Origin of the sequence: Pseudoduganella sp. GCM10020061, assembly GCF_042683405.1 — a bacterium.
Classification (GTDB): Bacteria; Pseudomonadota; Gammaproteobacteria; order Burkholderiales; family Burkholderiaceae_D; genus Telluria.
On sequence record NZ_JBHUJS010000001.1, the window covers coordinates 197,974 to 210,143 of the forward strand.

A 12,170-nucleotide genomic window follows, 5' to 3' on the forward strand; every position below is an offset into this window, starting at 1 on the left:
CATGCGCATCCTGCTCCACCGTGCCGACGGTAACACCGCGCCCTGGGTAGCGGACTTCGCGCAGGCGCTGCCCGAAGCCGAAGTCGTGGCCTGGAAGGAGGGCGAAGCGGTCGCGCCTTGCGATTACGCGGTACTGTGGTCCCCGCCGGCGGCACTGGTCCCCGAGCTGCAGCACGTGAAGGCGATCTTCCTGACCGGTGCGGGCGTCGACGCCATCATGAAATTCAACGACCAGCTGCCGGACGTGCCGATCATCCGCCTCGGCGACGCCGGCATGGCCGTGCAGATGGCGGAATACGTCCTGCACGCCGTGCTGGGTTACTACCGCCGCATGCCGGAGTACGAGGCGCAGGCGCGCCGCGGCGAATGGAAGCAGCTGCCGCAGCACCGCAAGGAAGACTTCACGGTGGGCGTGCTCGGTACGGGCGTGCTGGGCATGCGCGTGGTCGAGGCGCTGCGCCATTTCGGCTTTCCTGTGCGCGGCTGGAGCCGTTCGGCCAAGTCGATCGAAGGTGTCGCATCCTTCGCCGGGATGGAATCGCTCGACGGTTTCCTGGCCGGTTCGCGCGTGCTGGTCAATATGCTGCCGTTGACCCCTGAGACGAACGAATTGCTAAACCATGCGCGCCTGTCGCGCCTGCCCAAGGGCGCGTACCTTGTGAATGTGGCGCGCGGCGCGCATATTGTGGAAAATGATCTGCTGGAGCTGGTGAAGTCCGGCCATATTGCGGGCGCCACGCTGGACGTGTTCGCAAACGAGCCATTGCCGGCTGCGCACCCGTTCTGGAGCGAGCCGCGCATCACCATCACGCCGCATGTCTCCGCGCTGACGCTGCGCACCGAGAGCGTGCAGCAGATCGCAGGCAAAATGCGCGCGCTGGCGCGCAACGAACCGGTCGCCGATGTGGTGGACCGCCAACGAGGATACTGAAATGAACGCACTGCCACGCAAGGTCAAGATCGTCGAAGTCGGTCCACGCGACGGGCTGCAGAACGAGAAGGAGTCGGTTCCGGCCGACGTGAAGGTCCAGCTGGTGGATATGCTGTCCGCAGCGGGCTTCCCTAACATCGAAGCGGCATCGTTCGTGTCGCCCAAGTGGGTGCCGCAAATGGCGACCAGCGCCGAAGTCATGGCGCGAATCGCGCGTCGTCCCGGCGCCATCTATTCCGCGCTGACGCCGAACATGCAGGGCTTTGAAGCGGCGCTGGCGGCGAAGGCCGACGAGGTGGTGATCTTTGGCGCGGCGTCCGAGGCGTTCTCGCAGAAGAACATCAATTGCTCGATCGCGGAATCGATCGCGCGCTTCGAGCCGGTGGCAAAGGCGGCGAAGGACAATGGTTTGCGCCTGCGCGCATCCATCAGCACGGCCTTCGGCTGCCCTTACCAGGGCGAGGTGCCGCTGGAATCGGTGGCGGACGTGGTGCGCCGCATGCGCGACCTGGGCTGCGACGAAATCGACATTGCCGACACCATTGGCGTGTCCACCCCGCGCAAAACGCAGGCCGTCATGGAAACCGCGGCGCGGGAATTCCACCTGGACCGCATCGCCGGCCACTTCCACGACACCTACGGGCAGGCGCTGGCGAACATCTACGCCAGCCTGGAGATCGGCGTATCGATCTTCCACTCGTCCGTCTCGGGCCTGGGCGGTTGCCCGTACGCCAAGGGCGCGACCGGCAATGTCGCGACCGAAGACGTGATCTACATGCTGAACGGGCTGGGGATCGAGACCGGGATCGACCTCGACAAGGTGGTGGACGCGGGCCTGTTCATCACCGGCCACCTGGGCCGCAAGGGCGTCAGCCGCGCCGGCAACGCCATCGCCGCCAAACGCGCCGGATAAGGAAGGGGGCGGCGCCCCCCGGCCCCGAACGAAAAAAGGCTGAACCGAAGTTCAGCCTTTTTCTTGAATCTTGGTCGGAGTACAAGGATTCGAACCTTGGACCCTCTGGTCCCAAACCAGATGCGCTACCGGGCTGCGCCACACTCCGAAGAAGCAAGATCATACAGTCGTTCAACTCATCGGTCAAGGGTGTCCAGCGGAATTTGTATGCCAGGCGGCAGGAAACTAAATGTAACGCCTCTTATCAGATTCCTAATTTATGAGAGCATACCGTTCTCTCAGGGGGACGACTTTTGTACAGCAATCCGGATTTCATGCGACCGCAGCCGAATCGCCGCCTGGGCGTCGGTATCGCCGCATCGCTGGCCGCGCATATCCTGCTGCTGCTGGCCTTTCGCGCCGATTCGCTGCGCGAGCTGGTCACGGAGCCGTCCACACAGGCAAAGGCCATGCTGGTGTGGATCAAGCCGAAGCCACCGCTTCCCGAGCCGGAACGCATCGTCGAGCGCCGCCCGTCCGACACCCCGTCGCGTGCGAAACCCGCGGCAAGCAAAAGAACCGCCCAGGACACCAGTCCGGCGACGGACCAGGACAGCGAAGACGCCAGCGTCCCGCAGCCCCTCATCGCCGTCGACCGCAGCACCGTGCCCGACCCTTTTTATGTGCAGCCGGCGCCGCAGGAGAAGACCTTCGACATGGCAGCCGCGCGCGCCGCAGCACGCCGGGTAGCGACCAGCGCCGATCCGGCGCGGGCGGACCTGCCGGTCGGCCAGTTCGACAAGGAGCGCAACCGCGTCAAGCCGCAGCCAAGCAAGGAGGCGAGGGCAATAGCCAGCGCCGAGCGGCCGGACTGCAAGGATGGAATCCCCGGACCGCTCGGCGGGCTGCTGTCACCTCTGAACCTACTAATGGATAAGAAAGACCACGGATGCAAGTGGTGACACGGACCGGCGGACGTACGGCACGCCCCCGAACCTATCGCGCTGCACGGACACCAGCCCGCGTCACGTAGAGTTGGACAGGGCCGGTTCCGCTAAGTTGCGCTAAATATCGCGCGCACTTTTGATCTGGAGCGCCTTCTCGTACAGCGCGTTCTTTTTGCCCCCGCTGATTTGCGCTGCCAGCGCCGCGGCCTGCTTGACGGGCAACTCTTCCAGCAGGATGCGCAGGACGCGCTCCGCTTCGGCCTCCGCCGCGTCGGTTTCGGCCGGCGCGCCTTCCACCAGCACCACGAACTCGCCGCGCTGGCGGTGCTGGTCACCCTTGACCCACGTGAGCGCCTCGGAGACCGGGCAGCGGTGGATCTCCTCGAACATCTTGGTCAGTTCCCGCGCGAACACTACCTGGCGCCCGGGAGGGAAGGTTGCCGCCAGCGACTCGACGCAATCGACGATGCGGTGCGGCGCCTCATAGATTACGAGCGTGGCGGGCATCCTGGCCAGTTCCGCCAGCGCCGACTCGCGCTGCTTGGGCTTGGCCGGCAGGAAGCCGACGAAGTGGAACTGGTCGTTGACCAAGCCACTGGCCGAGAGCGCAGCGATGGCGGCGGAGGCGCCGGGCAGCGGGATGACGCGCAAGCCGGCGTTGCGCACCGCGTCCACGATGCGCGCACCCGGATCGGAGACCGCCGGAGTGCCGGCGTCCGACACCAGGGCGATGCGCTCGCCGGCGTGCAGGCGCGCGACGATCTTCTCGGCCACTTCGCGCTCGTTATGCTGGTGCGCCGCGATCATCTGCTTGTCCAGCCCGAAGCGGGCGAACAGCGCACTGGTGTTGCGGGTATCCTCGCAGGCGACCGCGTCGGCCAGTTCCAGCAGGTGCAGCGCGCGCAGCGTGATGTCGGCCACGTTGCCGATCGGCGTGGCGACCACGTACAGCGTCCCGGCGGGGTACGACTGGAGGGCGGGTTCGCCCATCACGGGGAGCTGGGACAGGGGGCGGGCTGGCTGGGTCATCGGCACTTTCGGTGGGCTGCGTTGGCGGGGGCGATTGTGCGCTCCCGCCAACGCGTTGACAAGCGCGCACGCCTCGCATTTGGCGGAATCCGCCATGTCATGACCGATTCCGCCAAGACGGGCACAGTCCCCTTCGATGCGAACTTTGGAGTGAATGCACGGTCTATAGCTGAGCGAACGTCGAAACGGGAGGCCCATCGTGTGGCACGAGCATTTGTCAGCCAGGCAGAAGCAGGGCCAGCTATGGGAGCAGCGAGCGCTCACTTACCTCGGCATGCGGGGCCTCACGCTGGTCGAGGCCAACTACGCCTGCCGCGGCGGCGAGATCGACCTGGTCATGCGCGACCGCGACACGATCGTCTTCGTGGAGGTGCGCCAGCGCGAGGACTGCCGCTACGGAGGGGCGTTGGCCAGCATCTCGCCCGCCAAGGTCCGCCGCCTGGTGCGCGCCGCCCAGACCTACCTGCTGCGCTACACGCGGCTGCCGCCCTGCCGCTTCGACGTGCTGGCCGTCGACGGCGACCAGATCGACTGGATCCGGAACGCACTCTGGTTGACGTGATTCCCCGGAGCTGTGCCAGCCAATCATCCGGTCAACAGCAACCGATGATTGTCAGGGCGTGCCTGCTGCTGCCTTGATCGTCGCCAGGTACGCCTCCTGAACCAGCTTGGCTTTGAATGTGTGATCTCTCATTACGCCATCATCGTCCTTCTTGTGTTCCTTGAAAGTCCCATTCTGATCAAATATACACAGGTGGAAGAGAGCGACATCGACAAAGGCGGCTTTGGAATCGGCGCTGGTCAATTTCACGAACAGCTCTTCGAATTCCTTGCGATGAGTGACATCCAAACCCTGCAGCTTTCCCATCAAGTCACCGATCTTCAAAGCGTCGTCGGCTTTCGACTTTGTCGTTTTTGCACCGCTCGCAGTCAATACGCAACGGTTGCCTTTTCCGTCGACCACGGCAGCGCTCGAGTACGGCGGCCACAAATAGATAGCGCCTCCTTCGGTGACTTTGCCGGGGCTCGCATAGGTTGTTATCGGGATTTCCGGTTCACTTGTGCCGACCGGTTGGAGGCCGCTGCACGCGCTTGCGAGAACACTGGCGGTGGTGAGCAGGGTGAGTTTAGTATGCATAGCCGTACCCCTTCGGAAAGATGAATATGGGCCGCCGTGAGGCAGATTCCGGTTTGACAGCCGAACAACCGCCAGGTTCAATCTGAGGGGACCGGGAATTCACAATAGGGAGCTCTGCTACAACTGGTCTTAGACTTAAGCCGCTCTAAGGTGTAAGCAATTTTTACTGCTCTTGAGCCCTTAGCGTTGCCGCTGCACTATAATCGGCAACTATGAACTCCGACCGCATCCTAGCGCACTTCCAGGAAAGTGCCGAACTCAAGCTTTCGTCCGCCAACGCGCTCACCCAACCGATCTCGCAAGCCGTCGATATCATGTTTTCCGCTCTCGCGAACGGGAACAAGATCCTCGCCTGCGGCAACGGCGGCTCCGCTGCCGACTGCCAGCACTTTGCCGCCGAACTGGTCGGCCGCTTCGAACGCGAGCGCAATCCGCTGCCGGCGCTGGCCCTGACCACCGACACCTCGATCATGACGGCGGTGGGCAACGACTACAGCTACCGCGACATCTTCTCCAAGCAGGTGCAGGCATTCGGCCAGCCGGGCGACGTGCTGCTGGCGATTTCCACCTCCGGCAATTCGGCCAACGTGCTGGCAGCGGCCGAAGCCGCGCTGGAACGCGAAATGCGCGTGGTGGCCATGACCGGCAAGGATGGCGGCGCGCTGGCGCGCATGCTGACCGACCTTGACGTCCACATCAACGTGCCGCATTCGCGCACCGCGCGCATCCAGGAAGTCCACCTGGTCACGATTCACTGCATTTGCGACGGCATCGACGTCGCGCTGTTCGGAGGAGACGAGAATGAATAAGCCTGCACTGCTGGCTGGTAAGACCGTACTGGCCGCTGCGCTGGCGCTGTCGCTGACGGGTTGCGTCGAGATGGTGCTGGGCACCGCCGTGATGGGCGTGGTCAGCGCATCGGACCGCCGCACCCTGGGCGCGCAGACCGACGACAAGGCGATCGCCCTCAAGGCCGAGATGCGCATGCCGTCCGTGACCAAGGATGAAGGCCACGTCAACGTCAACAGCTACAACCGCAAGGTGCTGCTGACCGGCGAAGTGAAGGACGAGGCGATGAAAACCGCCGTCGAAAACCACGTGCGCGCCGTGGACGGCGTGCAGAACGTGATCAACGAACTGGAAGTCGCACCGCTGTCGACCTACACCTCGCGTTCTGCGGATGCGCTGGTGACCACCAAGGTCAAGGCCAGCCTGGTCGACATGAAGACCATCTCCGCGAACTCCTTCAAGGTGGTGACCGAACGCGGCACCGTGTACCTGATGGGCCGCGTGACCGAACGAGAAGGCCAGGTCGCAGCCGACGTGGCGCGTGGCGTGTCGGGCGTGAAGAAGGTCGTCAAACTGTTCGAGTACATCACCGAAGACCAGCTCAAGGCCATGCAGCCTGCGCGTTCGCCGGACTTGCAGGCCCAGTCGTAAGGAATCTGGATCATCATGGCTGACACGCCAAGCAAATCGAAGTGGAGCAAGCCGGCCGCCATCGCGGCCGTGGTACTTGCACTGGGCGGCATCGGCTTTGCCGCATTCACGGGGTCGAAGCCGGCGCCGGAAGTCACCTACCTGAGCATCAAGGGCGAGCAGATCACGCCGGCGGCGCTGAAGGGCAAGGTCGTCATGGTCAACTTCTGGGCCACGTCCTGCGTCACCTGCGTCAAGGAGATGCCGGACATGGTGCGTACGTACGAAAAGTTCAAAGGGCAGGGGCTCGAGTTCATCGCCGTGGCGATGAGCTACGACCCGCCGAACTATGTGGTCAACTTTACCGAGACGCGCAAGCTGCCGTTCAAGGTGGCGCTCGATGTGGACGGCTCGGCGGCGAAAGCCTTCGGCGACGTTCAGCTGACGCCCACTACGTTCGTGATCGGGCGCGATGGCAAGATCCTCAAGCGCTACGTTGGCGAGCCCGATTTCGCGGAGCTCGACAAGCTGATCCAGCGCGCCCTCTCCACGTAACGTCGTCCCGCGCTATACGCGCAGCATGGCTTCGAGCGGATCGAGCACCTCGTCGCTGCCCCAGTAGGCCTGGTGCGACAGCGGATTCCAGCTCTTCAGGACCCAGTCGATCATGCCCGCGCCGGCATTGATCACGCGGTCCTCGACCAGGTCGCGATAGCCCGGCGACAGCGGCTGCAGCGGCCATCCCAGTACATCGTCCGGATCGTAGATGTTCAGCCAGCGGAAGGCGTCGTTCGGCCGCCGGATCGGGATGACCAGCATGTTCTTGTGCGCGGCCACGAATATCGGGATATTGCAGCCTGTTGAAATCCACCCGGTGCAGGTATCGGCCCGCAGGAACGCGATCTCGTCCCGGGTCAGCTCCGGCCGCCCGCTGATCGCGAACGCAAAGCGCTGGATGTCCTTCCAGATCCCGAGGTTGACGCGCGAGTGCTCGGACTTCTGCGCGTCGTAGATATAGTTCGACATCACCTGGCAGCCGAGCGAGTGCGTCAGCAGCACCAGCCGCGGATTGGTGGCGAAGTGCTCGCGCGCGCCGAGCAGCGTGCGCGCGATGTCCAGCTGCGCCATCTCGTACGGCGAATGATCGAACTCCTTGCCGTTTTCCAGTCCCGCGGCATCGCCAAAGCCGTACAGGAGGAAGCGCCGCAGGTGGTCGTAGTTCACGGGCGCGTGCCGGCTGACGCGGTTCCATACCTCGGTCTCGTTATCCTGCAGGATCTTCTGGTAGTAGACGCTGCCCATGGCGATGTGCGCTTTGCTGCGCGGGACCCGGCGCTCCACTTCCGCGAAAATCTTGTCTGCGTAGCTGGGCGGAGTCTCCCCCATCCCATGCACGACGATGAATGCGACCTCGGACATGTGTTCCCTCCTCGGTCAGGAGCGTAGCACGTTCCCTGCAGAAACTCAGAGCTGGGGAGTTGCGATACCGCAAAGCTCGTGGGGCATCATGTCGGCAACCGGTGCGACTTCGGCCTGCTTCCGGGCCGAGGAACAGCAGGCGCGCGCCGGCGCGTCAAAGCCACTCAGCACAATCTTCCCGATGACGCGGCCGGTCGCCATCATCTTGTGCGCGATGCGCAGGTTGGCAGCGTTGATCGGCGCGAGCTCCGTGGTCACCGTGTCCATGAGCAGGCCCGCGTCGAGATGCCGTGCCACTTCACTGAGAATGTGATGCTGGCGCGCGAGATCGGCGGTGCGGTAGTCGATGCGCGTGTAGATCATCTCCCAGACCAGCGTGACGCTCTTGTCCCAAAGGAGGTTGATGTCGACCGGTCCGCTCGCCTCCACCGCCAGCCCGATCGTCCCCTGCGGCGCGACCACCTGGGCAGCCACCGGATAATAGCGGTTCGTGTCCGACAAAATCGCGACGTAGTCGGCAGCGGGATGCCCGAGCGCCGCCATCTGCGCCGCGATATCCCCGAAGTGGTCGACCGTGTGGTGTGCGCCCATCCGGCGAACCCATTCCTGCGATTCCGGCCGCGATGCGGTGGCGATGACGTTCAGGCCTGCGACCCTCGAGGCAAGCTGCACGGCCATCGAACCCACGCCGCCCGCGGCGCCGATGATGAGGATGGTCTTGCCGCGCGCCGCATCGCCGATGCGCATGCGATCGAATAACAGCTCCCACGCGGTAAGCGCCGCCATCGGGTAGGCCGCCGCCTGCGCAAAGCCCAGTGTGGACGGGATATGCCCGGCGATGCGTTCGTCGACCAGCTGGAATTCCGCGTGCGAACCTGGCCGCGCCGGGTCGCCCGAGTAGTAGACCTTGTCGCCGGGACGGAACAGCGTGACATCCGGCCCGACCGCCACAACGACACCGGCCGCATCGAACCCGATCACGCGCGGCGTGGCCTCGACCTTGTCCTTGGGACGGCGCACGCGGTTATCCAGCTGGTTCACGGAGACTGCCTGCACGCTGACGAGCATGTCGCGGCCCGCCGGGGCGGCCGGCGAAGGCAGCTCGGTATCGAAGATGGACTCAGGGTGGTCGATATCGGCATAGCGGGTCAGGGCAACGGCTTTCATGGCAATCCTCGGTGGTTGGGAAAGCTCACATCATCACCCTGTTGTGTCAATTGATAAATACGGCAATAATCGAATCACTTTCAATCTATTTTTGATAATGCATTCGATTTCGGACCTCAGCCTGTTTGTCCTGGTCGCCGACACCGGCAACCTGTCGCAGGCCGCGCGCGAACTGGGCCTGCAGCCCGCCACCGCGAGCGCGGCCCTCAAGCGGCTGGAAGAACGGCTGGACACGCGGCTGTTCGAACGCACCACGCGCAGCATGCGCATCACCACGCAGGGACAGTTGTTCCTCGACTACTGCCGCGACGCGCTGGTGCTGCTGGAGCAGGGCGAGGCGGTGCTGGGCCACGCGCGCGATCGCGTGCAGGGCAAGCTGCGCCTGACCGCACCTGCGGACTTCGGCCGCAACGTGCTGTCGCCGCTCGTGGCGGAGTTCATGGCGCTGCATCCCGGCGTCACGCTCATCCTGCAATGCGCGGACCGCTCTGCGGACTTGTTCCGTGATCCTGTCGACCTGGCGTTTCGCTACGGGCGGCTGGACGATGCCTCATACGTGTCAAAGGAACTGGCGCGCAACAGGCGCGTTGTCGTTGCCGCGCCCAGCTACCTGACCGCGCGCGGCACGCCAGCGGCGCCGCAGGACCTGCAGCGCCATAACTGCCTGGTGCATTCGCTGAGCCAGTCGACCTCGAATACCTGGCGATTCATGAAAGGGCGCACGCCGGTCGAGGTGAGGGTGCATGGCGACCGTGTCGCCGATGACGGCGGTCTGGTACGGGAGTGGGCGGTCGCAGGCCACGGCATCGCGTACAAGTCATGGCTGGATGCGAGGGCAGATGTGGAGGCGGGCAGGCTGGTGGTACTGTTCGGCGAACTGACCGGCGAGGATTGGCCACTGCATGCGGCGTATCCGCACCGGTCGAGTATTGCGCCGGCGGCGCGGGCGCTGCTGGCGTTCGTGGCGCCGCGCATCGCGGCGATGGCGCAGCGGGTGTAGGGTGTGCCCGGGGGGACGGCCCCTGCCCGCTGGGCGGGCAGTCCTGCCCCCTGACGCTTACGCCGGGATGCCGGCGTTGTGGGCTTGCTGGTCGGCGTGGTACGAGCTGCGCACCATCGCGCCAACAGCGGCGTGCACGAAGCCCATCTTGTACGCCTCGTCCTCGAACATGCGGAACACGTCCGGGTGCACGTAGCGGCGCACCGGCAGGTGCGAGTTGGACGGCGCCAGGTACTGGCCGATGGTCAGCATCTCGACGTTATGCTCACGCATGTCGCGCATCACCTGCAGGATCTCTTCGTCGGTCTCGCCCAGGCCGACCATGATGCCGGACTTGGTCACCGCGTTCGGGTACTTGGCCTTGAAGTCGCGCAGCAGCTGCAGCGAGTGCATGTAGTCGGCGCCCGGGCGCGCTTCCTTGTACAGGCGCGGCACGGTTTCGAGGTTGTGGTTCATCACGTCCGGCAGGCCGTCGGCGAAGATGTTCAGCGCCTTTTCCAGGCGGCCGCGGAAGTCCGGCACCAGCACTTCGATCTTGGTATTCGGGGACATGGCGCGGGTCTTCTGGATGCACTCGACGAAGTGGCCGGCGCCGCCGTCGCGCAGGTCGTCGCGGTCCACCGAGGTGATCACCACATAGGACAGGCGCAGGTCGGCGATGGTCTTGGCCAGGTTGTGCGGCTCGTTCACGTCCAGCGGGTCCGGGCGGCCGTGGCCGACGTCGCAGAACGGGCAGCGGCGGGTGCACTTGTCGCCCATGATCATGAAGGTCGCGGTGCCCTTGCCGAAGCATTCGCCGATGTTCGGGCAGCTGGCTTCCTCGCACACGGTCACCAGCTTGTTGGCGCGCAGGATGTCCTTGATTTCATAGAAGCGCGACGATGCCGTGGCGGCCTTCACGCGGATCCAGTCCGGCTTCTTCAGGCGCTCGACCTGCTCGATCGGCACGATCTTGATCGGGATGCGCGAGGTCTTGTCGGCACCCTTCTGCTTGGCGGTGGCGTCGTATGCTGGTGCGGCTGCTGGCGTGGTCTCGGAAGTCATCTTCGGTTTCAGGTTAATACGGTATTCGGTTCGGCCACCGCGAGCAGGTCCTGCAGCTCGCCGGCCAGCTTGCGCTGCACGTCCGGCAGCGCGGCCTCGACGCCCATGGTGCGCATGTCGACGGTCTCGAGGCCTTCGTAACCGCAGGGATTGATCCAGGTGAACGGCGCCAGGTCCATGGCCACGTTCAGCGATACGCCGTGATAGGTACAGCCGTTGCCGCGCACCTTGAGGCCCAGCGCGGCGATCTTGGCGCCTTTTTTCGGTCCGCCCGCGATGTAGATGCCGGGCGCGCCGTCGATGCGCTCACCTGCGAGATTATACGCCGCCAGCACGTTGATGATGGCCTGCTCGATCTTGTGGACGAATTGTCGGGCGAACAACTTCCCGGCCGGGCGCGAGCGGCGCAGGTCCATCAGGCAGTAGATCACCACCTGGCCGGGGCCGTGATAGGTCACCTCGCCGCCGCGGTCGGTCTGCACCACCGGGATGTCGTGCGGCGCCAACACATGCGCGCGGTCGGCCCCCAGGCCGAGCGTATAGACCGGCGGATGCTCGACGATCCACAGTTCGTCCGGCGTGTCGGCGCCGCGCGCGTCGGTAAAGGCGCGCATCGCGGCGAAGGTGCTGTCGTAGTCGGCGAAGCCCAGGTCGCGGATGATCGCGGGGCCGTGGCGGGTTTGCATGGGTGGTGGCGGTAATTCGAGCCCCGCCATTATAAGCCAGCCCTATGCGGCCGGCTCGAAATGGGGAACCGAAATGGGGACAGACCCCATTTCGAAAATGGGGTCTGTCCCCATTTCGGGGTCTGTCCCCATTTTTAGATGACGATCTTGACCATGGGGTGGCCGGACAGGGCGCGGTACAGGTCGTCGAGCTGGGCGCGGCTGGTGGCGGTCACGGTGACGGTCAGGCCGGTGAAGTTGCCCTTGGACGAGGGGCGCACTTCCATGCGGCCGATGTGGAAGGTGGGATCGTGTTCGAGCACGACGTCCACGATGGTCGCCGCGAAATCTTCATGCGTGGCGCCCATCACCTTGATCGGGAAGTCGCTCGGGTATTCGATGAGGGAGTCTGCTGGCGAGTGCATGCTGGGTTCCAATCCTGAGAAGTGCGGCAAGCCCACATTGTAGCCAATTGCGGGAAATCGGACAGGACAAGGCCCTGCCATCACGGCAGCGGCT

15 protein-coding genes and 1 tRNA gene are annotated in these 12,170 nt (G+C 64.5%); 8 read left to right on the plus strand and 8 right to left on the minus strand.

Features of this window, described 5'->3' with window-relative positions; genetic code table 11:
• Window position 1 precedes the first annotated feature (1 nt).
• Both ACFSQR_RS00870 and ACFSQR_RS00875 read left to right on the plus strand, forming a co-directional pair.
• Window positions 2-931 (plus strand): 2-hydroxyacid dehydrogenase, encoded by a 930-nt coding sequence (locus tag ACFSQR_RS00870; RefSeq protein WP_377727002.1) that lies wholly within the window; start codon window positions 2-4, stop codon window positions 929-931.
• 1 nt (window position 932) lies between these two features.
• A complete protein-coding gene (locus ACFSQR_RS00875; protein ID WP_377727005.1) occupies window positions 933-1,844 on the plus strand; it encodes a hydroxymethylglutaryl-CoA lyase in 912 nt (303 codons plus the stop codon).
• A 71-nt stretch (window positions 1,845-1,915) separates the two neighbouring features.
• Here ACFSQR_RS00875 and ACFSQR_RS00880 read toward each other — a convergent pair.
• Window positions 1,916-1,992 (minus strand) — tRNA-Pro (locus ACFSQR_RS00880).
• Between the two features lie 166 nt (window positions 1,993-2,158).
• Between ACFSQR_RS00880 and ACFSQR_RS00885 the strand changes: the two genes are divergently transcribed.
• Window positions 2,159-2,785 (plus strand): hypothetical protein, encoded by a 627-nt coding sequence (locus ACFSQR_RS00885; RefSeq protein WP_377727007.1) that lies wholly within the window; start codon window positions 2,159-2,161, stop codon window positions 2,783-2,785.
• A gap of 102 nt (window positions 2,786-2,887) precedes the next feature.
• Here the strand turns inward: ACFSQR_RS00885 and rsmI are convergent, their stop codons facing one another.
• On the minus strand, window positions 2,888-3,799 hold the full coding sequence (rsmI, locus tag ACFSQR_RS00890; RefSeq protein WP_377727009.1) for a 16S rRNA (cytidine(1402)-2'-O)-methyltransferase: 912 nt from the start codon (window positions 3,797-3,799) through the stop codon (window positions 2,888-2,890).
• A 199-nt stretch (window positions 3,800-3,998) separates the two neighbouring features.
• Between rsmI and ACFSQR_RS00895 the strand changes: the two genes are divergently transcribed.
• Complete coding sequence (locus ACFSQR_RS00895; RefSeq protein WP_377727012.1) at window positions 3,999-4,361, plus strand: YraN family protein; 363 nt, start codon at window positions 3,999-4,001, stop codon at window positions 4,359-4,361.
• A 51-nt stretch (window positions 4,362-4,412) separates the two neighbouring features.
• Here ACFSQR_RS00895 and ACFSQR_RS00900 read toward each other — a convergent pair whose 3' ends face one another.
• The gene (locus ACFSQR_RS00900) at window positions 4,413-4,937 is read right to left on the minus strand and encodes a hypothetical protein (protein WP_377727015.1); all 525 of its coding nucleotides are present in this window, start codon (window positions 4,935-4,937) and stop codon (window positions 4,413-4,415) included.
• A 212-nt stretch (window positions 4,938-5,149) separates the two neighbouring features.
• On the opposite strand from ACFSQR_RS00900, the gene ACFSQR_RS00905 reads away from it, so the two are divergent.
• The 3 genes from ACFSQR_RS00905 to ACFSQR_RS00915 are packed head-to-tail and all read left to right on the plus strand — an operon-like array spanning window position 5,150 to window position 6,911.
• Window positions 5,150-5,746 (plus strand): phosphoheptose isomerase, encoded by a 597-nt coding sequence (locus ACFSQR_RS00905; RefSeq protein ID WP_377727017.1) that lies wholly within the window; start codon window positions 5,150-5,152, stop codon window positions 5,744-5,746.
• Window positions 5,739-6,377, plus strand: a complete 639-nt coding sequence (locus tag ACFSQR_RS00910) for a BON domain-containing protein (protein ID WP_377727020.1) — start codon at window positions 5,739-5,741, stop codon at window positions 6,375-6,377. Before ACFSQR_RS00905 ends, ACFSQR_RS00910 begins: the two co-directional genes overlap by 8 nt.
• 15 nt (window positions 6,378-6,392) lie before the next feature.
• Complete coding sequence (locus ACFSQR_RS00915; RefSeq protein ID WP_377727023.1) at window positions 6,393-6,911, plus strand: TlpA family protein disulfide reductase; 519 nt, start codon at window positions 6,393-6,395, stop codon at window positions 6,909-6,911.
• Between the two features lie 12 nt (window positions 6,912-6,923).
• Here ACFSQR_RS00915 and ACFSQR_RS00920 read toward each other — a convergent pair whose 3' ends face one another.
• A complete protein-coding gene (locus ACFSQR_RS00920; protein WP_377727025.1) occupies window positions 6,924-7,775 on the minus strand; it encodes a hypothetical protein in 852 nt (283 codons plus the stop codon).
• Window positions 7,776-7,820: 45 nt separating this feature from the next.
• Window positions 7,821-8,942, minus strand: coding sequence for a zinc-binding alcohol dehydrogenase family protein (locus ACFSQR_RS00925; RefSeq protein WP_377727026.1), 1,122 nt, complete (start codon window positions 8,940-8,942; stop codon window positions 7,821-7,823).
• A 97-nt stretch (window positions 8,943-9,039) separates the two neighbouring features.
• Between ACFSQR_RS00925 and ACFSQR_RS00930 the strand changes: the two genes are divergently transcribed.
• On the plus strand, window positions 9,040-9,942 hold the full coding sequence (locus ACFSQR_RS00930; protein ID WP_377727029.1) for a LysR family transcriptional regulator: 903 nt from the start codon (window positions 9,040-9,042) through the stop codon (window positions 9,940-9,942).
• Window positions 9,943-9,999: 57 nt separating this feature from the next.
• Here ACFSQR_RS00930 and lipA read toward each other — a convergent pair whose 3' ends face one another.
• The 3 genes from lipA to ACFSQR_RS00945 form a co-directional block, all read right to left on the minus strand.
• Window positions 10,000-10,986: a lipoyl synthase gene (lipA, locus tag ACFSQR_RS00935; RefSeq protein WP_377727031.1), complete on the minus strand. Its 987-nt coding sequence runs from the start codon at window positions 10,984-10,986 to the stop codon at window positions 10,000-10,002.
• Window positions 10,987-10,994: 8 nt separating this feature from the next.
• A complete protein-coding gene (gene lipB, locus ACFSQR_RS00940; protein ID WP_377727033.1) occupies window positions 10,995-11,672 on the minus strand; it encodes a lipoyl(octanoyl) transferase LipB in 678 nt (225 codons plus the stop codon).
• Between the two features lie 134 nt (window positions 11,673-11,806).
• Window positions 11,807-12,076 carry a DUF493 family protein gene (locus ACFSQR_RS00945; protein WP_377727035.1) on the minus strand — a complete coding sequence of 90 codons (270 nt, stop codon included), beginning with the start codon at window positions 12,074-12,076 and terminating at the stop codon, window positions 11,807-11,809.
• Window positions 12,077-12,170 lie beyond the last annotated feature (94 nt).

Excerpts from the sequence above, each read along its gene's own strand:
- ACFSQR_RS00905 (WP_377727017.1), top strand. The coding sequence starts at position 5,150 with ATGAACTCCGACCGCATCCTAGCGCACTTCCAGGAAAGTGCCGAACTC.
- lipB (WP_377727033.1), bottom strand. The coding sequence starts at position 11,672 with ATGCAAACCCGCCACGGCCCCGCGATCATCCGCGACCTGGGCTTCGCC.
- ACFSQR_RS00915 (WP_377727023.1), top strand. The coding sequence starts at position 6,393 with ATGGCTGACACGCCAAGCAAATCGAAGTGGAGCAAGCCGGCCGCCATC.
- ACFSQR_RS00930 (WP_377727029.1), top strand. The coding sequence starts at position 9,040 with ATGCATTCGATTTCGGACCTCAGCCTGTTTGTCCTGGTCGCCGACACC.
- ACFSQR_RS00870 (WP_377727002.1), top strand. The coding sequence starts at position 2 with ATGCGCATCCTGCTCCACCGTGCCGACGGTAACACCGCGCCCTGGGTA.
- ACFSQR_RS00910 (WP_377727020.1), top strand. The coding sequence starts at position 5,739 with ATGAATAAGCCTGCACTGCTGGCTGGTAAGACCGTACTGGCCGCTGCG.
- lipA (WP_377727031.1), bottom strand. The coding sequence starts at position 10,986 with ATGACTTCCGAGACCACGCCAGCAGCCGCACCAGCATACGACGCCACC.
- ACFSQR_RS00925 (WP_377727026.1), bottom strand. The coding sequence starts at position 8,942 with ATGAAAGCCGTTGCCCTGACCCGCTATGCCGATATCGACCACCCTGAG.
- ACFSQR_RS00900 (WP_377727015.1), bottom strand. The coding sequence starts at position 4,937 with ATGCATACTAAACTCACCCTGCTCACCACCGCCAGTGTTCTCGCAAGC.
- rsmI (WP_377727009.1), bottom strand. The coding sequence starts at position 3,799 with ATGACCCAGCCAGCCCGCCCCCTGTCCCAGCTCCCCGTGATGGGCGAA.
- ACFSQR_RS00885 (WP_377727007.1), top strand. The coding sequence starts at position 2,159 with ATGCGACCGCAGCCGAATCGCCGCCTGGGCGTCGGTATCGCCGCATCG.
- ACFSQR_RS00920 (WP_377727025.1), bottom strand. The coding sequence starts at position 7,775 with ATGTCCGAGGTCGCATTCATCGTCGTGCATGGGATGGGGGAGACTCCG.
- ACFSQR_RS00945 (WP_377727035.1), bottom strand. The coding sequence starts at position 12,076 with ATGCACTCGCCAGCAGACTCCCTCATCGAATACCCGAGCGACTTCCCG.
- ACFSQR_RS00875 (WP_377727005.1), top strand. The coding sequence starts at position 933 with ATGAACGCACTGCCACGCAAGGTCAAGATCGTCGAAGTCGGTCCACGC.